Below are 24,716 nucleotides of genomic sequence, written 5' to 3' on the forward strand. Positions count from 1 at the left end.
ACCACAGAATAGTCACAATTTCAGGTTATTATAGATTCATACCAAACAAACAACCCTAACAAAACACTTTTTCATTTTTTAACTCCTTTTCCCACTCTTCCCCAAAGAGTGGGTCTTTTTTTGTTTCTCCCTATACTTTTAACCCTAGATTTGTTAGTACAAAGTTAAAACAATATATTTTAGATACAATTATAATGTATTTGTTTTTTTATGTAAAAAATGTTAATATTTTTTTGTATATAAAGAACAAAAAGGTTTGTAAAATAATCTTTTAGTATGTTTTGTATATTGTGATTTTGTGATCAAACTATATTTTTATAGAAAAAGGAGAGAGTCGATGAAAAAAAAGATAACAACGTTACTCATGTTGATATGTCTGATAGCACCTATTATTTTAGGGCCAATCAACGCTTACGGTGTATCTACAGATCTATTAGAAAAAGATGTTGAAAAGACAGTAGAAACAGAAGCTCCAAGTTCACCGATAGGTCAGGAACAACTAGCAGCTAGTACAACAACTACTAGTTCTGAAGAAACGATTGCTGAGAGTGAACGTCCGTCCATTGATCCAGTTCAGGAGAATCAATTAAATGTTTCATGGGTATCAGCAAATGGAAGGGAAGAAACTCATCATTTGAATGAAACAGCTACCCAAGATTACTGGAAAGGAACTTTACGTATAAAAGGAAATATCTCTGACAATGAGCAAACTGAGTTAAGCTACATTATTGATATGGGTAGTAATTTCAAGGGAACACTTTCTAGTCAAAACCCATTTGTCCATGTTCGTAATCTTCCACAAACGGGGCAATGGGAAGTCATTAGATCTATTTCGGTTGGTACACAAAGACAGTACCAAGAAGAAATAGATGTAGTGATCGAAAAACAAGCATTGAAAGAGGACACGGATCAAAACAATCTTATTTTACTTGATTCTATTCAATTGATCTATGAAGGAAATAAGGAAGAGTCACAAAAATTAGCTTTATCAGTGACTTTTTCTGAAGATAATCAAGTTGTTACAGAAATATCAGAATTAGACAATACACTCGCAGAAGCTCCCCTTACAAATAATGAGGAATTAAGTGCTAAAAACAAGAACCAAATGGTAGCGAAGCTTTCTATATCAGAGGTTTATTCCAATACGACGCCTTTAGCAGGTGAATATTTTGATATGACTGTGCGGGTAAACAGCGGCAGTATCGGAGAGTCTGAAGACCCGATAAAGAATGTTCAGATATTGGTCACACTGCCTGATAGTGTTGATATTATTTCATTACCTACAAGTAACAATTATCAAATAAAGACCGAAAAAGTTGGTTCAGAAACGAGAGTAACAATTGATTATTTAAAAGAGTTGCCAGCAGGTAGAATGCTAGATGTTCCATTTGGTTTACGTTTTAAAAAAGGAATTAGTATACCTGCAACGAAACTGAATGGTTTACTCAAAGTTACTGCAAGTAATGCTGAAGGGAAAGAGAAATTACTAGAAGGAATTCAACCGAAAATTTATGAGCAACCGAACCACTTAGTTGCTGAAAAAGATCCTGATGCAGAACCGATTGAGGTTCATACATCAAAAATAAAAATCATTCCTGAAACAGAAATCGGCGGAGTAAACATTAAAAACGGTAAGTTGCATATTGAATTTCCAGCAGATATTGAGTTATATAGTGTAATGTATCAAGGGAAAAATTATCCTGTGAGTGGGCCTGCAAATGGTGTATATACTGTTGATATTTTCGTTGGTGATATCAATGTAACCAATGCCACAACAGCAGTTGAACTGACATATGAATATCCATATTCTGCTACAGGCACTTCTAAAACGCATGAAATCAAAGCGACTTTGACTGGAGAAAGACTAGACGGAACACAGGTAAATGATGAAGCTATTTTGTCAGAAACAGTTCCGGCAATCGAAAATTTATCTGGTTATCCTGGCATCAAATTTTTTACAAAAACAGCTCCAGCAAAAGTTCTTAAAGAAAAAGATCAAACGTTAGCCTATACATTGACGTTTACACCAAGATTAGATATGCGGGATGTTTACTTGGTGGATGATCCTATTAGAAAGACTAACGAACCGGATTTCTTTGAAGGGTTCCGTTACCAAAGTTTTTCATGGTCTGCCCAAAAGAGTAAAAACCCTGAGATTACAGGGCTAGTTAGTACTGAATTATTGTATCAAACGAAAAACAATCGCAACTGGCAGTCAATGGGTTCAACAAGTCTAGCTAATACAGTTCAAGTAGCTAGTTTAGGATTAGCAAAAGGTGACTATGTTACTACAGTCAAATATGTATTTACGTATCAAGGTTCAAAACAATTGCCTAAAGATGCAGGTAAAGTATCAATCTCAGCGATTGGTAAAACCATGGAAGGTGTCAAAAATCCTGATCTTTCGTTAAAAGACGGTTTGACAAATACCTTGTATATTTACGGAGACCGCAAGCATGCTAAGGCTCCTGAAAGCTCGTATGAAGCTTTTGTAAAGGGTGGTTATGAAGCAAATCAGGATGATACTAATAATACGCAAACCGCAACGACAATTTTTACTGGTGAAGGGGCATATCCAGGTTATTCCAATTGGGAACAGCCATTTTCTCCCAAAGTCAATGATATTGGTTCTACATTTAGTTATCAAATAAATGTAAATAATGTTTATGGTTCAGGTGCATTAAAAGATGCGATTTTGTATATAACAGTACCCACTACTATTAACATTGAACATGTCGAGCTGGTAAATCCACAAAACGATCCTAATGCACAAATTGAGATTAAACAAGTGGATGACAATACACAATTAGTGGTCATTCGTTATAATAATGATTGGCGAAATAATGAAGGATATAATGACAACCATGCTGTAAAAATTACTGCCAATGGTTCTGAAAAAGTAAAAAAAGTAGAAGAGTTTAACAATTATTTGGTCTCTGGAGATACAAAACAAAACTATGATGGTGGAGCTGATTGGGTTTCGGGTGTTCCAGGCGTTGGTGGAGTTGTAGCATCTATGTCTAAGTATCGTCAAGTCAATTTTAATCGCTCGGTAGGCGTAGATAGTAAAAAGGAAATCTCTAAAGACGGTATCAATTTCTCCCGTGTTATCAATCTTTTAAATCAAGATGGAGGAACCGATGTTACCTATCGTTTAAAGGTACCAAACAGTGGCGATATTAAAATCAATGAACTGCATATCATCGATAATCTTCCAAGTAAAAATGATACAATGACCATTTCAGAAAGTGGTCGTCATTCAACAGTCGGTGGACAATTAAAAGCAATCACTTTGGCAGATGGTTCTGCTTTAGATGGAAACTATGAGCTTTATTATTCAATGAATACGACTGCCCAAAATAATTTAACAGAATTACAGCAATTAACAAATGACAAGTCTACATGGCAAGTTTGGGATGGACAAACACCAGTAGATAAATCTGCAACAGCAATTAAAATCATAAAAAAAGATGGCTTAGACAGCCAAAAAACCGTTTCTTTTAATCTCTCTTATCATATTCCTAAAGTTGAGAGTGACATAGAGACGATCTGGAATAGTTTTGCTGTGGGGGGCAGTTATATAGATGGTGCAACCAATGCTACTTTAGAAATCGGTGAACCAGTGAAATCTGGTGTTTATCTTGGTAAAGAAGAGCCGACTAAAAAAATAGCTGGCGTTTTATGGTCAGATGAAAATGCTAACGGACTAAGAGAAGGTTCAGAAGCAAGAATCCCGAACGCCGAAGTTAATCTTTATGATTGGAACAATGATTTAGTTAGCACAACAAAAACAAAAGGGGATGGCTCCTATGAATTTGAACATCTCTATAATAAAAAATATCGTGTAACGGTCAAGCGCGTAAGTTCAAATTTTAATTTAACCACATATCGAACAGGTTCGGATAAGGCAATCGACAATGATTTTCTAGAACTTGAGGCAGACAAACAATATGGAGAAACCTTTGTTGATTTATCGACCGAATCAAACCCACTGAACATCGATGGCGGTTATACAGAACCAACGACTATCGATGGGTATATCTGGCACGATAGTGATCGTGACGGACTACAGTCTGCTGGTGAACGTCCAGTAAGTAATGTCAAAGTCTCTCTTTATCGCATGGATCACACAAGACAGGAAGTTTTGGTAAAAACAGTGGAGACCGCAGCTAATGGAAAATATTATTTTAGCGGCTCACAAATCAAACCAGGAAGCTACCAAATTCATGCAGAAATCCCTAGCGAGTATGCTGCGACAATTAAGGGAGAAATAACTGAAAAACAAAATTCAAGATTCAACATCAATGGACAAACAGATAAGATCGAAGTAAAGAAAGGTGTGAATACCGATTGGGATCTAGGTTTAGTATTTGATTTGCCAACATATACCAGCATAAAAGGTAAGAAAATTTGGAAAGGCGATCAAAACCAAAAAAATCAACGACCTCAATCAATTAATGTACAAGTGTTACAAGATGGGGAGTCTTATGGAAAGCCATTTATGGTTAAAGCGAATAAAACAGATGAATGGGAATTCTCTATAGATGGACTACCGGAGTATAAACCGCAAAGTGATCAAAAATATGTTTATACAATAAAAGAAGTTGATGTACCTGAGATGTATACTAGTGAAGTGGATAATACCACATTTACAATTACAAATACGTATGTTGGTGATAATGTAAATCCTGACCCAGAGGAGAAACCTAGACCTAGCAGGCCAGAAGAATCAACAAGTGAGAAAGAAACTAGTAGTACAAGTTCCAGTGAAGAACAAAACAATAACCTCATTGACAATACAAGTGGAAGCTACGGGAATACTACAACGACTGGAAATAATAATAGCAATCGTTCAAATCAAACGAAGTTTCCAAGAACTGGTGAAAAAACGGAACAATATATTTTTATGGGCGTTATGATGATTATAGGAACTATGGGCTTTTCTCTATTGAACAGAAATCGATTTAGAAAATTTTGAGGAAATAGAGAGAAAACTTAAAGAAAAATTCAAAATTTAAATAGAAAATCGTAAAAAATAAACCAATTTTTCGCCACAAAATAGTCACAATTTCAAGTTATTATAGATTCATACCAAACAGACAACCCTAACAAAACACTTTTTCATTTTTAACTCCTTTTCCCACTCTTCCCCAAAGAGTGGGTCTTTTTCTGCATAAAAAACTTTTTGCTATCAAAGATAGCTAGAAGGCTTTTATGATATATTAGATAGAAATTATCAGTGCACCAATGGGATTTTTTGTTAAAAAAATAAATAATTATGATAAGGAAAATGAATAATTATCACATTAAAGAGCTACATGCTCATAGACAACAACAAATAGCAGAGTATATAATTGAACTAAACAATGAATATGGAGAGAGAATGCTATGAAGGAATTTATTGGTGAACATGATAATAATAAGATTAAAGTATTAGATTTTTTAATAAATGAAAACAAAAGTGTAAATATGTCAGAGATATGTTTGGCAACACAACTATCTTATAAAACAGTTCGTAGTGTTATAGACTCTTTTGAAGAGAATACATATATTGATAAAAAGAATCTAGAGATTTACTATAATAAGGTGGGAAAAGTTGAATCGGTCAAGCTTAGTAATAGTTCGCACGTGGATGTTTCTTTTTTTTATTTAGAGAAGTCCATTTTATTTATTATGATCAAAGAGTTGTTTTTGAAAGGACGTGTTGAAAATAAATACATTTGTGAAAACTACTACATCAGCACAACTACATGCATAAGATATAAAAAAAAGCTTCGGGATTTACTAGAAAGTTTTGGACTTGAAATGACTGTTAACGGTGAGTTGAAAAGTGAGGAGTATCGCATTCGCAATTTTTTCTTGCATTTTTTCTCCAATGCTAGTTCTAACTGGATCTTTTCAAAAGAGGCATATAACTTTTTAGAACATTCATTGGATGTGGAATTCCCTGCAATTTTTCAAATGGATTCTGCTCAAAAAGAATTAATGAGATTATTATTGTACATTACTATTAAAAGGAATAGCCAAGGATATGTTCTCGTTAAAAAAAGACAAATAGATTTAGAAATGAAAGGGAAATTATCAGAAATATATACGGATATTTCTAATTATATTATCAACTATTTTCCCTACTTTGAAAATAAACCTTCAGAAATTGACTATCTCTTTGTTTCAATGCTAAGGATTCAAGTAATTAGAATGGAGAAATATGTTGAAGACAACGAACTGATAGTCAATATTAAAAACACGCCTAATTTTGACGAGATATGTAATTCTTTAATAGACTCAATAATAAGAACCTTTTTCAAAAATAATAAAAAAAGTCACAATTTTATCCGTACCAGTGTGACGCTGTTTTTTATCTATGCGATAGCCAGTTTTTATGATACAAGAAGATTTTTTTATGAATATGAAGAAGAAGTTTATACAAAGCGAAATGTTTATGAGGATGAACTATTTAAAAGAGTTACGGGGATAGTTGAGAGTTGGGAAAGTGAATATAAAGCATTCTCAAGACTTTTAAACATTCAAGGAGAAAAAAATCAGATATCGTTTAAAAGGCAAGTTTATTTACTAGTATACAGTCTGTTATGTAGAATTGAACCAGTTCAAAATAAAGAAAAAGTCAAAATATATGTTCAAAATTCTAAAGTATATATCGCAGATATTATTCGTAGAAAAATTGAAACTATTTTTTCTGATAAAGTCGTTATTTTAGATATATATAGTTCAGATGTTGATCTTTTTGTTACAGATAAAGAATATAAAACAACGGATACTTCAACTAATAAAGTATTCGTGCAGACTTTTTCTGATTATTACGCTATTCATCGATTAATTGAAGCAATAGATAATGAAATTTTAAATAAAATAAACTCAGCATCATATGAATAGATAAGACATGAAGAATAAGACCTATTGATAGAAGAGTGTAAAACCTAACTGATTTTTAGTAAGGTTTTACACTCTTATTATTTTTGACGCCACTTTGGGATAACTCGTTAGGAAAAACTGAATAATTTTAATTAATTAAAAATGATATAAATAATAAAGAAATAAAAAACATTTACTTTTTAAGAAAAAATATACATATTCTTTACCTTTTACAAAATATTTGAAAAGATCCAAAACTTAGTGGGTAAATATAATGTTTAGATAATAAATAGGAGGACTTTTAAACAATGGAGCATATTGTATTAATTACATTAAATAAAGAAACTGCACAATCGTATATTCAAGAATTTGAAGATTTAGGAGGGAAAGTAGATGTTTTATTGCCAAATGAACTAGATCTTATAGATGACAATGACTTTTCACCACAAATCATTTGTATTTTAGAAGATGAGGCATTAGCTGCTGGAGAAATTGGTCAATTGATTTTATCTGTAAAAAAATATAATCCGACTTATCTATGGGTGTTTTCTTTGTCAGATCAACTCCCTTATCGATTAGTTTATTCTAGTTTGGGAGCGGATGGAACTGTTTGTGTGAAAGAAATGGTAACGGTCAAAGAGTTAATACGTTTCAACTTCCATCAGATAGAAAAATTAAAGAATTTACAAAAAAAATTTGCAAAAGAAACTTTTATTGAAAAACAGTCAAATAAAAATATAAAAAAAGAAAAAATATCAGGCTTCAAATTGAAAGAAAGTAATCTAAGTATTTGCATAGAAGAAACGGAAATTTTTTTGACCAGATTGGAATTTCGTTTTATGAGTATTTTAAATGAAAACTTAGGCAGAGCTGTTACCTATCAGGAATTAGGGGATTTCATTTGGAATGACAATAACGCAGATTGGAAAATTAGTAGATATCGTACAGCAAATATTGTTTACAAATTAAGATGTAAAATTGAACAACATAATCACAGTTCTGGCTTTATCCAAACTGTGCGTTCAATGGGATACAGAGTTGGAGGTGAATAAACTTTTAGAAAAAAGCTCAAACCAATACAGTTCTTTCGTAATTAAAGTATTGGCAAGGTTCAGGTTGGATGGGGTGGGAGCGAAAAAATGGAAGGTGATAGCTGGATCAATGAAGGAGTTATTACTTTTAGAAAGGAGGAAAAGTAATGAGTAAGTTTATTCACCTAAAACGAAGGTATAAAGTGGTTGTTTGTTTGTGCATGATTTTTGGAGTTGCGATGGTTTTCTTTTTAACAAATCGTTCTAATACAAACATTAAAGCACATCCGGTTGAGAAAAGTATTATTGATGCTGGGACTGAATTGTCAGTAGTAGTCCCTACGGATTCACTACCAATATATGAGCCAGAGTTAAAGCTTAAGTATCCAGATTATTTTCAAGGGGAATCCAGTGTTATCAATCTAACAAAAGAAGAACTTTACGGAAGCAGTTCACCAATTAATGATACGGTTTACGGTGCGGTAAAAACATCAAACGGAAACATTCTGGAGATATGGTCTCATTCAACTTATGGATTAGAAGATCCTGATTGGATGGTAGCGTCTGAAGTTGTTCTTCTTTCAAAAGATAATCAAATTCTTAAAAGATTATGGATAGATGGGAAGACACCGGATTTAAATTCAACTAAAAACAATAATGAAATTCAAAAATCAGAAAGTAGCTTTGAACTAATTGCTGATAATAAAAATGGAACATACAGCATCGTCTATTCAGGCTATGTGGGAGATGAGAAAGGGCCAGCGATTTTGACAATTGATAATGATCTAAATATGGTTAGTCGAAAGATCATTTCAAGTGAAAATTTTGCTTTAGAAGGACAAACGTATAATCGATCAAGTACGGATTTTGACAATAATATATATAAGACGTCTTATATATATTGGCGCTCATCTGAAAAGAAAAATTATAATGTCTTTACTGTGTCAAAAGATGCCGTGTATTCAACCTTGAATAAACTAGAAGCTATGGACGCAGATGATTTATATTCCAAAAAGTTAGGGGTTCCCAAACCAATTTCAGCATATGACGGATTAGCACAGGTAACTAGAGCTAGAAATGGCGATTTTGTTGGAGTTGCAACACTAGGGAAAACAGACCGAACAGTAGATATACCACAATACTCATTTCTAAATGTGTGGGATGCTACTACTGGAAAAATAAAATACATGTATGAACCTTCATCAGGAGATACTTCAATTAGTATTAAGAGTGAAATTTCTGATGTTGATAATATCTATTTTTTTGAATCAAGTTCAACTAAAAATCCATTGTATTTGAAATGTTTAGACACCGTTACTGGAACGGTTCGTCTAGTGAAAGAATATCCTAGAGGAACAAGTCCAAGTTCTTTTCATTTTTCAAGAAATGAACATACTGGAAAAGTAGTATTTTTCGGATATGTATCATCCTTTACAGGTGATTTTAAAGGGTATGGAACAGAGCCTAGTGTTGTTTCAGGATTTATGGATAAAAACTTTAATATTGAAAGTATGTCTGCTATAGGTACAGGTGGGGAACGTGTACTACCTAACGCAATTGTTTCTATGGAAGGTGATAATGTCCATTTAGCTGGAACTTTACAAGGAACGCAGTTTGTAAGCTCATATCCAAGTGGTGGACCTACAACTAAACGAGTAGACACCAAAAATAATATTTTTTATGGAAATATCAAACAAGTCGCTGATTTTCCACCCGTTATTCGGGCGCCGAAAGATCAATTGATTAATCCTAACAATCCAATTTATCAAATTCCTGAAAATGTAGAAAGAAAATTACTGACAGGTTCTCCTACTGGTAAATTTGAGCATAGTAATGCAGTGAAAGTTTACGATTTTTATGATTTTAATAAAAGTATGGATTTAAAGGATCAACAATGGTTAAATGCCAGAATTAACCGTAATCCTCAAGATATTACACAACCAATTGATTGGAAAGCGTTAGGTTTTGATATTAAAAAAACAGGACCTCAACGAGTTACCTATTTTGTAACAGACTCTCAAAAACAGTTTTCGGTTACATCAAGTATTGTGAGTGTTTTATCAAGTAACTCTGTTTATAATGACAAAGCCGTGATGGATGCGCATAATTTTGCGATTAGTTTTGAACAAGCACAGACACTAACAGAGGGAATGTTAAGAAGAACGGATGATTTTGCAAGGTTACATGCTTGGGATAGGATCAAAGGCAATAGACTTTCCGGTGGTGTATTAAATGTTGAAGTAGATCAAGAAGATTTAAAAAGAATCAATAGTGCATCTTCTGCTAATCCAAAAGAAACGCAAATATATGATTTAACTTTCCGGCTAAAATATGGTGCTATTGCAGGGGAGCCAATGAAAGAAATAAAAGTAAAAGTATTCGTTGGTGGAGAAGCTGATGGCGATTATGTTTTTAGCACAAGCTCTAACAATTTCCCGATCTTTTGGGATATTTCTAAATCTATTTCAAGTGATCAACTCTTAAAGAAAGAATATGGAAATGTAAAAGCATATCAAATTTCTAAAGGGACGTTAATTGATGAAACTCAAAATAAAATAAAAGTAAAGGATGACTCTCTTCAAGCTTTTAGAAAAGCAGAGCCAGTTTCAAGTGCTGTCAGTCAAGGATTGATCCTTCAGATTTTAGCAAAAGATAATTCTGTTTTAGCAGAAAGTAAAAGGCTAGACCAAACAGTTGGGACAATACAGTATCGTTATGAAGATATTTCGGTTTCTTTTATAGATGAAGAAGGGATGAAACTTTACGATGAAAACAACCAAGATGTTACAACTAACCTAGTTAAATTGCCTAAGCAAATAGTGGGAAAACCATTTATTTTTGATAAAGAACCGAAAGTAACGACCGAGGTGGATAAAGCAGTCAAGAGTCAAGGGTATGAGTTTAAAGGTTACATTTTAGATGATAAGACAACCATATATCCTCTTGCTGGAATGGAGATCCCTTATAAAGAAGGTAAGGGATGGCAACTATATGCATCCTTTAAAGGTGTATTAAGGTTCATCTCTGTGCCAAAACAAATCTCCTTTAAAGAAAGTCGTGTCTTAGCCAAGGAACAAACAGTACTGCCGGCAGACAACAATCCAGCTATCATTATCGGGGATAATCGGAAAGCAGGAGAAAAAAATGTTAAAGGATGGCAATTATATGCTCGTCTGACGAAAGACTTTACTTCAACTACGAATGATAAACTTCCAAATGTTTTATATTACGATCAAAATCTGCTTGGATTCAAAAATAGTTTGATCAATACAAATCGGTTACAAACGAAGTCTAGTGTTAACTTAGACAGTACTGGACATTTTAGATTACAAGTACCAATCGGAACAGCTAAGAAAAAATCCTACTCTGCAACAATTATCTGGGAATTGGCAACTGGGCCATAGAAAGGAGTAGTTTTAAAAATGAAAAAGAAACTGTCTGTCTTTCTGTTTTCGCTTTTACTTATAGGGACAATGTTTAATCGAACTGTTATTAGCTACGGAGCCGAAATGGAATCTCAAGTCGGTTTGACATTTACGGATGACAAATTTCCAAATACAGGTATAGTAGATACACAAAAAAATGAAACAACCAAAAATATAGGTAGTAAATTTCCTGTAACAGGGGAAGAAATTGTACTTTCTCTACCATATTTAGGTCTCTTACTTCTTTTGATTTTGTTAATAATTACTGGCAAAAAATACAAAGGAGAGAAGCGAAAATGATGAAGATAAGTCGTATTTTTTTAGCATTATATTTGTCATCTTTCCTTATTCACGTATTTGAAACAAAAGCTTTTGCCCATTCAACCAGTGGAAATATTCAATTTTTTTCAGATGATGCAACAGAAGAGCCAATAGACCCAACAGAACCAGAGAAACCCATTGTCCCAAATCAGCCACCAATTGCTGGAGCATTAAGCTTAAGTTACGTCAGTAATTTGTCATTTGGCACACAAGCAATGTCTACTCGCTCACAAGAATATTTTGCGCAACCAGATAATATTATGGATAAGGAGACCAATCAATCTAAAGAAGTACCTAATTTTGTACAGTTAACAGATAAAACTGGAAAAAATTTAGGTTGGGAATTGACTGTAACTCAAAGTAGACCGTTGACTAATGAACGTGGTTTTATGCTAGAGAACACTAGATTTTCTTTTCGAAATTTAGTTCTTAAAGGACTGTTATTTGATGCCACAGCACCATATTTTCCAGAAAAAGAGATTAATTTAACAAAAGTAAATGAGCCGGTACTTGTTGCCAGAGCAACTAAAGAAACAGGGCAAGGGACTTGGTCCATCCAGTTTGGAAAGGAGGGGAACGAAGCTAATAAAAGCATATCTGTCTATATTCCTGGAAAGGTAAAAAAAGAGGCAGGACAATACAACACAACATTAATCTGGACGTTAACAAACAGTCTGTAAAGAAGGAGAAAACAGTATGAAAAAAACATTATTAGGGGCTGCAACACTAAGTGCTTTGATGTTGGCGATAACGGTCCAAAGTAATATTGCAAAAGCGGCAACGACTAAAGGGGACATCCACTTTTTGGAAGGTGATGGCTCTGATTCCACAGGGATAGAGGTCAGTGATCCAGGAAAAGGAGGTCAACACGAAGGAGACGGTAGTGTAATCAAACCTCCCGCTGGCGGAAGTTCTACAACAGGGGCTCTGCGCTTTAACTATATACCGTCTATTCGATTTGGCCAAAACCGTTTATCAACCAAGACACAAGATTTTTACGCATTATTTGATGAAATAGAGATTGGCGATAAAAAAGAAGAACGGCCAACCTTTTATGAGGTTGTAGATTTAAGAGGAGGAACAAAAGGTTGGACAGTTAATTTGAAAAATGATCGTATTTTTCGTTCGACTGACGGCAAACAATTTAAAGCAACTCTTGCATTTAAAGATATAACGATTCAAAGTAATAGCTCTATCAGCAATGCAGAACAGTTTCCAACTGTTCCAAAAGGGACGGAAGAAACGGCTATTGGAACAGACGTAGGTAGTTCAGTAAAAATCACTGAAGCTAAAAACACTGAAAGCCAAGGATACGGAAGTTGGTCTGTTCGGGTTGGCGATTTGGATAAGAAAGTATCTTCTAAAGGAGATGTTAGAACGCCAAAGAATGGCGAAGTCGATGAGACGAAAATAGCAAGAAATGCGGCTGTAAAACTAACAATTCCTGGTGGACAAATCATTGATACATCTAAAGACTACAGTACAGACTTAGTTTGGGAATTGGTTTCAGCACCATAAGTTTAAACTGTTAATATATCAAAATGTAGTATAGAAGGAGAAGAAGATGAAATTTCGAGTGTTTTTATTTAGTCTGTCAACGATCACACTTATCGGAGGCATGAATCAATCGGTTACAACGGATGCGGCAGAGGCATCAACAGAAACGACTTTAGAATTTATTCCTAATGATGCCAATGGGGGGAATCCTGTAGTTCCTGGGAAAGGACCAGAAGAAAGAGCCCGAATTTATCCTGAAAAAACAGATGGAAGTTTTACAAACGGTTCTTTACGTATTGAACATGTTCCTGCGATTCGTTTTGGACAGCAAAAAATCAGTTCCAAAATAGAGTATTATCAAGCATTGTGGGGATCTGGTACGGTAGGTGAAGATGAGACAAAAGTAAAAATTCCAAGTTTTGCTCAAGTTACAGATGAACGAGGGATTCAAAGTTCGTGGGAGCTAACCGTATACCAAGAAAAAGCATTTCAAAATACGAAGAATGATAAGAATACACTAGAAAATACCCGGATTGAAATCCATGAAGGTCAATTGTTTAATACAGTAGAACCAGATGCTAGCGTATTAGTCAGCGGGGTATTGGGCTTAGACGCTTCAAATGCTGTAGATATTCCAGTAGGAGTAAAAGGAAATGCTATAAAAGTAATGGCAACGAAAGAGGGGAAAACAACAGACGGGTCAAAAACTTCTATTGTTTTTGCTTCAGCAAAAGATTACGACAACGATGCCACATTTTATGCAGCAGAAAAACAAGCCGCACTTTCAATCGATCATAGTGGTATTCAGCTACGTACACCAGGAAAAGATAAAAAAGAAAAAGCGACATATTCAGCGAATTTGATTTGGACGCTAACGGATAGTATTTAACGAGAAGAACAGAAATGGGGAAAAAAAATGAAAAAGCTAAGAACAGTAAAAATTATTTCAAGCATACTTTTGAGCAGCATGGTATTCCTACCTATAACTAGTTTAGCAGTAACAGAGGAAAAAAACACAGAATCAACAGTAACCTTTAAGGATAATCCTGTTGATCCACTCGATCCAGCACCAGAATCTCTAGGGTTGGTTAAACCAGGAACAGTAGAAGACAATATTTGGGTCGGAGCGGATGGAACGTTTACAACTGGTAGTTTACGTTTCTCAAACATTCCACACATTAAATTTGGTGAAGTGAATATTAAAGCGCAATCTATGCGTTACGATGCATTGATGACAACCTATCAAGTAGCAACAAATGGAGAGAAACCGAAAGAAACAGATCCGAAAATTACTATTCCTCACTTTGCCCAAATTGTTGATGAACGTGGGACAACAGGTCAATTTGAAGTAAAAGTTTCAGCGACTGAGTTTGCACAAGTAAACGATGCAACTAAAAAGTTAAAAAATACTCGTATTGAGTTATACAATAAAACGCTTCGAAATAACAAAGCGGATAAAGAAGACGCACTGGGACGCGATGGAGATGCCTCTACGTTGCTAGATGCTCCAGGACTGAAAAATGATACTGCGGTAGCTATCCCGATCAGTAAACAAAATAGTCTTTCTTTATTGAAGGTAAAAACTGGGAAAAATGCTAATGCTACAATTTCGTCAGTTGTTTTTGATAAAGAGTACAAATCGGATAAAGATTATAAAGCGGCAACGAATAATACAAGTGTGAAACTCTTTGTACCACAAGGAGAACAAGCTGAAAAAGGTAAAAATTATAAAGCCACACTCACTTGGGAATTAATCGATTCAATTTAAAAAAACAAGGAAGAGGGTCGAAACATGTATCATAGCTTCGACCCTTACTTATAATAATTTAGCAAATAAATAGAGGTGGAGATTATTTTGTACATACTAAAGAGTAAGCATAATAAGAAACAGCGGGCTCTAAAAATAAGTATTTTAGTGAGCTGTATAGTAGGATTTTTATGTGGATCACCAATGGGCAGTTGGGCAGAAGGTGCTGAAACAGGCGGTTTTTCTGTCAAAGCAGTGTTACCTGAAAACCAATTGAATCCCGATGTTACATATTATGATTTACGTGTTAAACCGGGTATAGAACAAACCCTTGATTTGGAATTATATAACTCAACAAAAGAAAATCAGAAAGTTTCTGTAATGATTAATCCAGGAATAACCAATGACAATGGATTGATTGATTATTCGGAAAGAGAAAAAAATTATCAATATGATGAGTCTCTAAAACTTGCTATTACAGACATAGCTTCAACAGATAAAGAAGTAACAATCCCTGCATTAAGCAAGGTTACGACTAACATTCGTTTAAAAATTCCCAATCAATCATTTAAGGGGATGGTACTAGGCGGTATTTATTTAACATCACTTTCAGAAGATAAAGATAATCAAGGAAACTCTGAAGGAGGAATGCAGATAAAGAATAAAGTTGTTTATTCTGTGGGAATCAAATTGACAGAGAACGATGAGCTCGTTGAAGCCGATTTGTTATATGAAAAAGGTCAGACTTTCGCTGCACAAGAAGCAGGACGTAATATTATCAAATCGAAAATCCGAAATTTAGCGCCAATAAATGTAGATGAACTCTCATATCATGCTAAAATATACGCTAAAGACGATCAAGAGGTACTAGTAGAACGTGCCGTATCAGGCTATCGAATGGCTCCAAACTCTTATTTTCATTATCAAGTTCCTTGGGGGAGTCAACCCTTTAAAGCAGGAAAATATCGGGTTGAATTATCAGCAGAATCAAAAATAACAGGTCAAAGCTGGCAGTGGCAAGATGAGTTTGAGATTACGCAAGCAGAAGCTAAAAAACTTAATGAGTCAGCGATAGATATAGAGGAAACAAACAATTGGTGGCTTTATTTAGCATTAGGAATTGGCATTCTACTATTAGTTATTTTGGTAATTGTATTTATTGTGATACAAAAAAGGAGAAAAGAGCAACGTAGAAGGTTAGAAATGCAGAGAAAAAAGAAAAAAAGAAAAAAAAGACCACAACGTCATTCAGAAGAAATGAAACGTCCAGAAAAAACGCTAAGGAAAACAGGTCGAAAAAATGGTTGATGAAAAAAGTATTCCTACGAAAGAAGAAATAACCTTAGTAAATTCTCAACGGGCCGATGTGGATTCGAAAGCCAAAATAATTTGTTTTAGTCTAGGACAATGGTTTGTAGGTATAAGCATCCTATTTTTAGTTAGTTTATTGCTGCTGTTGAGTTATCGTTTACTTCCAATCAATCAAAAAATCGCTGGTAGTTGGCAAACAGAAGCTGACCAGCCACATGAATTAAAGATATCGGACAATCAAGCAAATTTGGTTGTGGAAGAACTTAATGGCATGTCTGGCGTCTATATGAAAGTGAACGCAACTATTTTTCCGGTGGACTCAACACGCTATAGGGGAAAAGAGACATCAGCTCTTTTGATTATTGACAAAGAAAAGCAAGGCAAAGACGTACTAGATGCGATCAAGAAACAAGATAATTATTACACACTAGTCAACGAGACAAAAGAACAAATAACATTTAAATATACTTCTGAAGCTAACATAGCCGCTTTTGGTGTGGAAGACTTAGATACATCTTTCCATTTTGAGGTGATAAAGTGGCAGTATGGCCTAATACCTAAAGAAATTCAATTCCAAAATCAAGCTTTTGCTGTCAATGGATTACATTTAACTAAAAAGTAACAAATGGGTAAAAAATAAACCAATCTTTCACCACAAAATAGTCACAATTTCAGGTTATTATACTTTTATACCAAACAAACAACCCTAACAAAACACTTTTTCATTTTTAACTCCTTTTCCCACTCTTCCCCAAAGAGTGGGTCTTTTTGTTGTGCATCACAACGATGGGCTTGACCTAAGTAGATGATGAACAATGCAGGGAAATTTCTTGTAGTAGTTCCTTCCTCCATCTCAAAAATAAAAAATTGATGTTCATTTTTCGAATGAACTTTTTTTGTATCAGCAGTAAAATAAGAATACAAAATACAGGAAGGGGTTAATGAAAGAAAATAAAGTGGAGGAACTTAAAAGCGAATATAAAAAATAGTAGCTAGAAGAACAAAATGAATAGCAATTTTTCATAAAGGTCAAAACGGACAGGTGTTTACTGAAGACATTGCTAAAATTAATCGAATCAAAGCCTGTGAAAACAAAGGAATCGATGGTATTTTTATATTAAGGGTGAAAAACAATGAATACATCCAGAATGAACTAACCCTACCATCAATCAGATGTTAGATATCAAAAAAGATTCTTTTACAGGCTATCTAAATATAAAAATTTCAATGAAAATAAAGTAGAAAGGATGGTTCCAAATGATCAGCGAAAAAGAAAAAAAACAGTACTATAAAGCGTTACTGGCAAAAGATGCTACGTATGATGGCATTTTCTTTGTAGGCATCAAATCAACAGGTATTTTTTGCCATGCAACTTGTCCAGCTAGAAAACCCAAATATGAAAATTGTACTTTTTACGAAACTGCAGAAGAAGCTCTCTTATCTGGATATCGCCCTTGCAAACGTTGTAAACCATTATCCTTTCCAAGAGAAATCCCACCTTTGGTTCAGCAGATGGTGGAATTAGTAGAAGCAAATCCAGAAAAGCGTTGGAAAGATCAGGATTTTGCTGAGTTAGGAATTCATTCAATGACTGCCAGAAGACAATTTAAAAAAGTTTACGGTATGACCTTTGTGCAATACGCACGTTCAAGAAGAATGGGAATGGCTTTGAAATCAATTAAAAATGGTGAAAAACGAATCGATACGCAATTAGATGCAGGGTATGATTCTTCCAGCGGATTTTACGACGCCTTTTCAAAAATCATGGGTAGAAATCCAAAACAATCACAAGAGATCAAAATTTTATCTGCAGATTGGATTGATACGACTCTTGGTCCAATGATGAGTATTGCGGACGACGAGTATTTATACTTACTGGAATTTGTTGACCGCCGTGGTTTAGAAAGAGAGATCGAACGGCTGCGGAATCGTCTGAATGCATCGATTGTTCCTGGAAAAACAAAGATCAGTGAACAGATCAAGGCAGAATTGGGTCTGTATTTTGAGAAGAAATTAGATGAATTTCAAACGCCCTATATGTGCATAGGCTCGGAATTTCAAAAAAGTGTTTGGCAGGCACTAACGGAAATTGAGCGAGGGCAAACATCTTCGTATAAAGAATTAGCAACAACAATCGGAAATCCAAACGGAATGCGAGCGGTAGGTAATGCCAACGGCGCTAACCAACTGGCGATCATTATTCCTTGTCATCGTGTCATTCAGACAGATGGCAGTTTGGGTGGTTATGGCGGTGGTGTGGAGCGTAAGAAGTGGTTGTTGAAGCATGAAAGAGAATATCAGATGTAGTTTTTGAATATGAGTAAAAAAATAGTGATGTCCACCTTTAACACAGGGGATTGTCATTGTTTTTTTTGTGATTTATTTTAATAAATTTTGTTATTTTAATAAAAAGGGTGAAATGACAAAATACCTACTATTTTGTTTGAAAGGTTCTATAAAATTATGTTAGTGTAAAGAAGTAGATAGGTTAATCTATCAAAAAAATTAAAGAAAGAGTGGTTGAAAAGTTGAAAAAAATGTTATTAAATCTATTGTTTGTATGTATGGGAAGCACAACTTTATTTGCTGTAAGCATGCCAGCTCATGCTGAAAATGTGACTATCACAGAAGAAAATAACCATGTCATGGGAAACAACTTAAAGAAAGAAGAAGCATATAAAAGAAACCAACAGGTTGTATTACCTTATACGCCAAAAGCACTTCCAAGAGCTGACTTTATTGATATTTCTTCTTGGAGTGGTGAAATATCTGTAGAATCCTATAAAAAAATGAATGCACAAGGTGTTAAGGGTGTAGTGGTAAAATTAACGGAGTTCACAACCTATAGAAACCCATTAGCGAAGATTCAAATAGAAAATGCGAAGAAGGCCGGTTTAACGGTTTCAGTTTTCCATTATTCTTGGTTTGTGGATGAGCAAAAAGCGGTTGATGAAGCGAATTACTTTGCTGATTTTGCTGAAGAGCTTAACTTAAGTCCAGATACAGTAATGGTTAATGATGCAGAAGAAGGGGAAATGATTCCGGCAGATGTAACGATTACATCAATGGCATTCAAAAAACAATTGAACAAACGTGGATTTAACAATGTGATCCATTATAGTATGGCAAGTTGGTTTACAGAAAATTACCTAGAATTCGATGTCTTGGGTAAAGAAAATAGTTGGGTAGCAGAATGGCCAAAAGCACCATCAAGTGACAATCTATTGCACTCAGACACAGCTGGATGGCAATGGAGTTCACAAGTAGAATTTGAAGGTGTACCAGGAGTATATGATGCAAATGTAGACTATCTTGGTCGTTTTATTTCTACACCTGAATTTAAATTAGGAACTGATTTGAAACCGATCCAGTATTATCAAGGGGAAGAGGTATCTTATCAAGGAAAAAAGTATTGGGTGATCCAAACGCATAAGAATTATGGAGATCCTTGTAGTGTGCCTGGCATTGCGGATGCATTGTTTGCGTTGAAGGGTTAAAATGACCTGTAGCAAATGTTCCGTTTAGAACTTGCTTGAACATTTTTGTTATGTTCATATCTAGTAAGTTGTTGAAAACATCAAACGGATACTTATGTCTTTAACAACAGAATTTAAAGGTGGGTTATCTAGCAGAACTGGTTTTGTTATAGAAAATGCGGCACAACTTCCCAAAGGACAACAAGACTATCTAGAACGAGTAGCAAAACCCTATTATCAAGCGGTTGTAGCTTGGTTGGAAACAATAAAAATCAATATGAAAGGAAAAGAACTGTACCAAATAATCGAAACGGTTTTTCCTAAAGAGACGTATCATTGGTATTTAAATCCTGGACATTTGGTATCAGATGAAGAGTGGATGTCTTCACCGATCTACGATGACTCTGAGGAGACATTGAAAAGCGGAATGATTTTACAAATCGACATTATTCCCTCTGTACCAAGGTATACTGGTGTAAGTGCTGAAGAATGCGTAGCTTTGGCCGATGCAAGTTTACAAGAACAACTCAAAATAGAATACCCAGAGCTATGGCAGCGAATAACAGCTAGAAAGACCTATATCAGAGAAGTATTAAATATTCATTTAAGCGAAGAGATTATTCCTTTATCAAATACAGTGGGCTATCTACGCCCCTTTTATCTGGCAAAAGACCAAGCTTTTCGTTGTGTTAAATAGAATAAAATAAAGAGTAGATCTTAAAAATGAAGATTTGCTCTTTATTTTATTCTAAAAAATTATTGTTACACGTGAAACATTTACTACACTTCTCGTATAATGATGTTATTTTTCAGCGTTTCAACGTTCTTAATTGACACATAACCTACAGCTTCTTCAAGAGCGTTACTCATCCCGCACGCCATCCCGTAACGTAGCGTTTCTTCAATAGAAAGTCCTTGCTCCAAAGCAAATGCAATGCCACCAACTGTAGCATCACCGGAACCTGTAGGATTAATAATGTCAATGTTGGGGATAATAACATCGAAAATTTGTTCATTGTATTTTACAATTGCGCCGTCACCTCCACAGGAGACTAAAATAAAGGGAATTTCATTTAATAGTGGATGATTTAAATGCTGGATAACTTCTTTTTTGTTGGTGATGGAGGTATTCAGTAGTTCCCCGAATTCATGGATATTGGGTTTGATAAAATAAGGTTTTATTGTCCCTGTTAGTACATGTTGTAGTTGTTTTCCTGATATATCTGTTAAAATTTTTACATTTGAGCCTAGTGTATTATTTAGTCGTTGTAAATAATCATGATATAACCATTCGTTTTTAGTATTAGCAGACCCGCATAAAGCAATGATGGGGGCTTTTTTTTGTTTGAGAGCGTATTCGAGAATAGTGTCTGCTATTTTTTCGGACGTTTCAGCTGTTATTTCTGGTCCAAGCTCTACGATCTCAGTTTGGTTTTTTTCTTGGTCCATGACAGTGACCGCATTTCTTGATTCTCCTTCAGCTGAAAGAAAGAATGTATTAAATGGTTCTTGTTCAAGGGCTGTTCGGATGAACGCTCCGTTCATTCCAGCTAAAACACCTATTGCTGTGACTTCTCCACCTAAAATTGCGGCTGTTCTGCCCGCATTAATTCCTTTTCCGCCAACGGCTTTGACTGGATTGCTGCAACGGTTCATTTCACCTACAGTAAAAGTTTCTGCAAAATAAATTGAATCCATAGACGGGTTAAGTGTAACGGTTAAAATCATTGTCGTTTCCTCCTTCAGGTGCCTAGTTAACTGGGTTTCTGAAAGAGCAGACGATACCCAGTCAACTTTTTTTGTTTAATAATTTGCCATAAGATTGGTAGAAATTAAAGGTTTGCTCATCGATTTTATCATCAGTGATTAGATAGTCTAAGTCGGATAGTTTATAGAATGTATAGACATCACTAACATTGAACTTTGTACTATCTGCAACAACGACTTTTTTCTTGGCATTTTTAAAAGCGGCTCGTTGAACACCGCCTTCTAAGTAGTTGGAAGTGGTCACGTTGTTATTGTAGATGCCATTTGTCGCAGCAAAAGCAATGTCGATATTGATAGTTTCAAATGTTTGCTCCGCATGTTCACCGATGAATTCTTCTGTGATTGGTGTAAAATCCCCTCCAGTTAATAAAATTCGATAGTCAGTGTGTTTAATAACATAATTGAATGCTAACAAACTATTGGTAACGATCATCAGATTTTGTTTTTTGATAAAAGGCAAAGCATAAAGAATGGTCGTTCCTGCACCGACGAAAACAACTTGATGATCCTGAATCAAAGAATTCATGATTTTTCCGATATATTCTTTTTGCTCAATATGTAGATTGATTTTTTCGTGCGTCGCCAGCTCTTTATCTTTTCGATCAATTTTTTGAGCTCCACCATATAAACGAACTAATTGATTTGAGTCACTTAATTCATTGATATCACGACGAATCGTCATCTCAGAAACATGTAGCTCTGTAGCAATATCGGACACGGTCATAAAAGTACTTTTATCCAGTAATTCTAAAATATGCGCATGGCGCTCTCTTTTTAACATAATATGTTCTCCTTTTTGTTCGAAAATGTTTATCTATTACATTTTAAACGTAAAACGAACAAAAAACAATCGAAAGAAAGCGTTGACAAACCTTTGTTCAAGTTGTATCCTTTTTGTATAAACAAAGTTTAACACAATTTTACAAAGTTGAACACAAAGAATTTAAATATGTGCATCATCTAGCTTCGTGGGTTAACACTACGCTTTAAAATTTAGGGGGGAAGAAATGGAGACAAAAGAAATGTTTCAACGAGAATTAATTGATTTACAAGTTGTTGTTCAAGATGAAGAAGAATTATTTGAGCTTATCGCAAAGCGGTTGCAGCAAGTTGGGTATGTAAATAATGGATACTTGGAAGGAATTAGATCTAGGGAAAAAATTTTCCCAACGGGGTTAATTACAGAGTACCTTAATATTGCATTACCTCATTCAGACACAGAATATATTGAAAGGCCTTTCATTTATGTTGCAAGAACAACAAAACCAATCAAGGTCAAACAAATGGGTGATAATCAAGAAATGGAGGTAAGAGATTTATTTTTCTTAGGAATTAAAGAACCTGGAAAACAGGTTGGTTTATTGCAAGAGTTGATGGTTTTATTTCAAAATGAAGCATTTGTCTCTGAGTTAAAGACGATCACAGAAGGCGAAGAGGTGTTCAATTTATTTATGAAACAATGGGAGGAAGTTAAAAATGGCTAGAAAATTGATTGTAGCATGTGGCAGTGGTGTCGCAACAAGTACTACAGTGGCAGAAAAAATCAAAAGCAGATTTGATGCAGATCGGATTGATTACCCAGTAGAAGCGGTGGATTATAAATCGATTTTACAGGAATTGCCCAACGCTAGTATCTATGTTTATATTGCTAAACCCGATGATGAAGTGTTGAAAGAAGCAGAAAAATTAGGTGTTTCTGTGTATGCTGGTGTTCCGTTTTTGACAGGTATGGGTGTTGATGAAATCTATGAAGGAATCGTCAACGATACGAAAAAATAAAAAAGGCGATCAGATTGTGATGAATCTGATCGCCGATAGATATGGAGAAATCCTCAATATCTTTAATAGTTACTATAAACTAATCATACCAAAAAATTAAAAAGATAGGTAGGTATAAGAGATGGGAATTTTTCAATCGATGATTGATTATATATTAAATCTTGGTTCAGCAATTTTTGTTCCTTTGATCATTCTGATCATTGGGCTCATAGCACGTATGCCATTGAAAAAAGCCTTTATGTCGGCGATTACTTTGGGTGTGGCTTTTACTGGAATGAGTATGGTAATCGGGTTTATGTCAGATGCTGTCAGCCCTGCTTCTGAGGCGATGGCTAAAAATACTGGGATTCGTTTACCAGCGCTTGATTTGGGTTGGACTGGTGCAGCTAGTATTACGTGGTCTTGGTCCTATGCGTTCGTTTTTTTCGCAGTTGTTTTAGGTGTGAATTTCATTATGTTGCTGCTGAACTTGACGAAAACACTAAATGTCGACATGTGGAATGTTTGGGGTAAAGCGCTGACTGCTTACTTAGTATATTTCATCAGCGGATCATTGGTGGCTGGATTTATCGCTGCTGTTATTCAAGTTGTTTTGGAGCTGAAAATGGGAGATATGTTCCAACGCCATATTCAGGATTTAACAGGAATTCCACTAGTGACGGTAACACACTTGATGAATATTTCAGCCGTATTGATGTTGCCGATTAATATCGTGATGGATAAAATTCCTGTTTTCAATAAAAAGGCGGATACGTCTGCGTTGAAAGCTAAAATAGGAATTTTTTCTGAAAATAGTGTCATGGGTTTTATTATAGGTGTTTTACTGGGGTTCGGAGCAGCATATGGGGTTTCTGGTTCATTAAATTTAGGGATTCAAGTTGCTACAGCAATGGCATTATTTCCGATGATCAGTAAAATGTTTATGCAATCTCTCTCGCCTTTAGCGGATGCGATGTCAGAAATGATGAAACAACGATTCAAAGATCGCGAAGTTTATATTGGTTTAGATTGGCCGATTTTAGCTGGGCGATCTGAGATTTGGGTAACAGCAATCATTTTAGTACCAGTCTTCATTGGTTACGCCATGATTTTACCAGGCAATCAAGTTTTACCTTTAGCCGGAATTATCAACTACTCTATCGCAGTTGGCGGTTTACTTTTAACTGGTGGGAACTTATATCGAATGATCACGTTAGGAATCATTTATACACCACTTTATTTATATGGTGCAACGTATCTTGCGCCAGTATTGACTGGTTTAGCGAAAAAAACAGGTGCAGTAGATTTAAAAGGTGGCAGTATTACATGGTCATCGATCGAAGGGCCAGAATTTAGAATTTTATTTGCGGAAGCTGCGAATTTGAATGCTTTGGCGATCGTCGGGTTTATCATTTTCATCGCAATGTTTATGTGGTTATACAAATATATGTCCAAAGAGCCAGTGCCAAGTGAACGATATAAAGAAGTTAGTAGCTAGCTAAACTGAATA

18 protein-coding genes and 1 pseudogene are annotated in these 24,716 nt (G+C 35.0%); 17 read left to right on the forward strand and 2 right to left on the reverse strand.

Annotation, left to right across the window (positions count from 1 at the left end):
* Positions 1-337: 337 nt before the first annotated feature.
* The 14 genes and pseudogenes from BCR23_RS09450 to BCR23_RS09515 form a co-directional block, all read left to right on the forward strand.
* On the forward strand, positions 338-4,978 hold the full coding sequence (locus tag BCR23_RS09450) for an SdrD B-like domain-containing protein (RefSeq protein ID WP_069635243.1): 4,641 nt from the start codon (positions 338-340) through the stop codon (positions 4,976-4,978).
* 410 nt (positions 4,979-5,388) lie between these two features.
* Positions 5,389-6,894, forward strand: coding sequence for a helix-turn-helix domain-containing protein (locus tag BCR23_RS09455; protein ID WP_069635244.1), 1,506 nt, complete (start codon positions 5,389-5,391; stop codon positions 6,892-6,894).
* A 287-nt stretch (positions 6,895-7,181) separates the two neighbouring features.
* The gene (locus BCR23_RS09460) at positions 7,182-7,925 is read left to right on the forward strand and encodes a winged helix-turn-helix domain-containing protein (RefSeq protein WP_069635245.1); all 744 of its coding nucleotides are present in this window, start codon (positions 7,182-7,184) and stop codon (positions 7,923-7,925) included.
* A 146-nt stretch (positions 7,926-8,071) separates the two neighbouring features.
* Entirely contained in the window at positions 8,072-11,308 is a 3,237-nt protein-coding gene (locus BCR23_RS09465; protein ID WP_069635246.1) for a hypothetical protein, read from the forward strand.
* Positions 11,309-11,326: 18 nt separating this feature from the next.
* Complete coding sequence (locus BCR23_RS09470) at positions 11,327-11,629, forward strand: LPXTG cell wall anchor domain-containing protein (protein WP_069635247.1); 303 nt, start codon at positions 11,327-11,329, stop codon at positions 11,627-11,629.
* Positions 11,626-12,330 carry a WxL domain-containing protein gene (locus tag BCR23_RS09475; RefSeq protein WP_069635248.1) on the forward strand — a complete coding sequence of 235 codons (705 nt, stop codon included), beginning with the start codon at positions 11,626-11,628 and terminating at the stop codon, positions 12,328-12,330. Before BCR23_RS09470 ends, BCR23_RS09475 begins: the two co-directional genes overlap by 4 nt.
* A 16-nt stretch (positions 12,331-12,346) precedes the next feature.
* On the forward strand, positions 12,347-13,168 hold the full coding sequence (locus BCR23_RS09480; protein ID WP_069635249.1) for a WxL domain-containing protein: 822 nt from the start codon (positions 12,347-12,349) through the stop codon (positions 13,166-13,168).
* A gap of 46 nt (positions 13,169-13,214) precedes the next feature.
* Positions 13,215-14,036: a WxL domain-containing protein gene (locus BCR23_RS09485; RefSeq protein WP_069635250.1), complete on the forward strand. Its 822-nt coding sequence runs from the start codon at positions 13,215-13,217 to the stop codon at positions 14,034-14,036.
* Between the two features lie 27 nt (positions 14,037-14,063).
* On the forward strand, positions 14,064-14,915 hold the full coding sequence (locus BCR23_RS09490) for a WxL domain-containing protein (RefSeq protein ID WP_069635251.1): 852 nt from the start codon (positions 14,064-14,066) through the stop codon (positions 14,913-14,915).
* 183 nt (positions 14,916-15,098) lie between these two features.
* Complete coding sequence (locus tag BCR23_RS09495; protein ID WP_069635252.1) at positions 15,099-16,202, forward strand: WxLIP family cell surface protein; 1,104 nt, start codon at positions 15,099-15,101, stop codon at positions 16,200-16,202.
* Positions 16,195-16,827: a hypothetical protein gene (locus BCR23_RS09500; RefSeq protein WP_069635253.1), complete on the forward strand. Its 633-nt coding sequence runs from the start codon at positions 16,195-16,197 to the stop codon at positions 16,825-16,827. Before BCR23_RS09495 ends, BCR23_RS09500 begins: the two co-directional genes overlap by 8 nt.
* Before the next feature lie 635 nt (positions 16,828-17,462).
* Positions 17,463-18,512 (forward strand): bifunctional transcriptional activator/DNA repair enzyme AdaA, encoded by a 1,050-nt coding sequence (locus BCR23_RS09505; RefSeq protein ID WP_069635254.1) that lies wholly within the window; start codon positions 17,463-17,465, stop codon positions 18,510-18,512.
* A gap of 230 nt (positions 18,513-18,742) precedes the next feature.
* Positions 18,743-19,702, forward strand: a complete 960-nt coding sequence (locus BCR23_RS09510) for a GH25 family lysozyme (protein ID WP_083241933.1) — start codon at positions 18,743-18,745, stop codon at positions 19,700-19,702.
* Positions 19,703-19,796: 94 nt separating this feature from the next.
* A pseudogene (locus BCR23_RS09515) lies at positions 19,797-20,378 on the forward strand (M24 family metallopeptidase); the annotation flags it as partial.
* Between the two features lie 83 nt (positions 20,379-20,461).
* On the opposite strand, the gene BCR23_RS09520 reads toward BCR23_RS09515, so the two are convergent.
* Together BCR23_RS09520 and BCR23_RS09525 are read right to left on the reverse strand one after the other, a co-directional pair.
* On the reverse strand, positions 20,462-21,409 hold the full coding sequence (locus BCR23_RS09520; protein ID WP_069635256.1) for a 1-phosphofructokinase family hexose kinase: 948 nt from the start codon (positions 21,407-21,409) through the stop codon (positions 20,462-20,464).
* A gap of 61 nt (positions 21,410-21,470) precedes the next feature.
* Positions 21,471-22,229: a DeoR/GlpR family DNA-binding transcription regulator gene (locus BCR23_RS09525; RefSeq protein WP_069635257.1), complete on the reverse strand. Its 759-nt coding sequence runs from the start codon at positions 22,227-22,229 to the stop codon at positions 21,471-21,473.
* Positions 22,230-22,455: 226 nt separating this feature from the next.
* Here BCR23_RS09525 and BCR23_RS09530 point away from each other — a divergent pair, with 226 nt between their 5' ends.
* From BCR23_RS09530 to BCR23_RS09540, 3 genes are all read left to right on the forward strand, one after another.
* Complete coding sequence (locus tag BCR23_RS09530; RefSeq protein WP_069635258.1) at positions 22,456-22,932, forward strand: PTS sugar transporter subunit IIA; 477 nt, start codon at positions 22,456-22,458, stop codon at positions 22,930-22,932.
* The gene (locus tag BCR23_RS09535; protein WP_069635259.1) at positions 22,925-23,227 is read left to right on the forward strand and encodes a PTS sugar transporter subunit IIB; all 303 of its coding nucleotides are present in this window, start codon (positions 22,925-22,927) and stop codon (positions 23,225-23,227) included. The genes BCR23_RS09530 and BCR23_RS09535 overlap by 8 nt, the downstream gene beginning before the upstream one ends.
* A 121-nt stretch (positions 23,228-23,348) precedes the next feature.
* Positions 23,349-24,704: a PTS galactitol transporter subunit IIC gene (locus BCR23_RS09540; RefSeq protein ID WP_069635260.1), complete on the forward strand. Its 1,356-nt coding sequence runs from the start codon at positions 23,349-23,351 to the stop codon at positions 24,702-24,704.
* The last annotated feature ends 12 nt before the right edge of the window (positions 24,705-24,716 follow it).

The organism is Enterococcus quebecensis (assembly GCF_001730365.1).
In the GTDB taxonomy this organism is placed as follows: Bacteria; Bacillota; Bacilli; order Lactobacillales; family Enterococcaceae; genus Enterococcus_L; species Enterococcus_L quebecensis.

Bases quoted from the DNA above. Each gene is read 5' to 3' on its own strand.
- BCR23_RS09505 (WP_069635254.1), top strand. From the start codon at position 17,463: ATGATCAGCGAAAAAGAAAAAAAACAGTACTATAAAGCGTTACTGGCA.
- BCR23_RS09535 (WP_069635259.1), top strand. From the start codon at position 22,925: ATGGCTAGAAAATTGATTGTAGCATGTGGCAGTGGTGTCGCAACAAGT.
- BCR23_RS09485 (WP_069635250.1), top strand. From the start codon at position 13,215: ATGAAATTTCGAGTGTTTTTATTTAGTCTGTCAACGATCACACTTATC.
- BCR23_RS09475 (WP_069635248.1), top strand. From the start codon at position 11,626: ATGATGAAGATAAGTCGTATTTTTTTAGCATTATATTTGTCATCTTTC.
- BCR23_RS09510 (WP_083241933.1), top strand. From the start codon at position 18,743: ATGTTATTAAATCTATTGTTTGTATGTATGGGAAGCACAACTTTATTT.
- BCR23_RS09490 (WP_069635251.1), top strand. From the start codon at position 14,064: ATGAAAAAGCTAAGAACAGTAAAAATTATTTCAAGCATACTTTTGAGC.
- BCR23_RS09480 (WP_069635249.1), top strand. From the start codon at position 12,347: ATGAAAAAAACATTATTAGGGGCTGCAACACTAAGTGCTTTGATGTTG.
- BCR23_RS09525 (WP_069635257.1), bottom strand. From the start codon at position 22,229: ATGTTAAAAAGAGAGCGCCATGCGCATATTTTAGAATTACTGGATAAA.
- BCR23_RS09460 (WP_069635245.1), top strand. From the start codon at position 7,182: ATGGAGCATATTGTATTAATTACATTAAATAAAGAAACTGCACAATCG.
- BCR23_RS09500 (WP_069635253.1), top strand. From the start codon at position 16,195: ATGGTTGATGAAAAAAGTATTCCTACGAAAGAAGAAATAACCTTAGTA.
- BCR23_RS09530 (WP_069635258.1), top strand. From the start codon at position 22,456: ATGGAGACAAAAGAAATGTTTCAACGAGAATTAATTGATTTACAAGTT.
- BCR23_RS09540 (WP_069635260.1), top strand. From the start codon at position 23,349: ATGGGAATTTTTCAATCGATGATTGATTATATATTAAATCTTGGTTCA.
- BCR23_RS09465 (WP_069635246.1), top strand. From the start codon at position 8,072: ATGAGTAAGTTTATTCACCTAAAACGAAGGTATAAAGTGGTTGTTTGT.
- BCR23_RS09495 (WP_069635252.1), top strand. From the start codon at position 15,099: ATGGGCAGTTGGGCAGAAGGTGCTGAAACAGGCGGTTTTTCTGTCAAA.
- BCR23_RS09450 (WP_069635243.1), top strand. From the start codon at position 338: ATGAAAAAAAAGATAACAACGTTACTCATGTTGATATGTCTGATAGCA.
- BCR23_RS09520 (WP_069635256.1), bottom strand. From the start codon at position 21,409: ATGATTTTAACCGTTACACTTAACCCGTCTATGGATTCAATTTATTTT.
- BCR23_RS09470 (WP_069635247.1), top strand. From the start codon at position 11,327: ATGAAAAAGAAACTGTCTGTCTTTCTGTTTTCGCTTTTACTTATAGGG.
- BCR23_RS09455 (WP_069635244.1), top strand. From the start codon at position 5,389: ATGAAGGAATTTATTGGTGAACATGATAATAATAAGATTAAAGTATTA.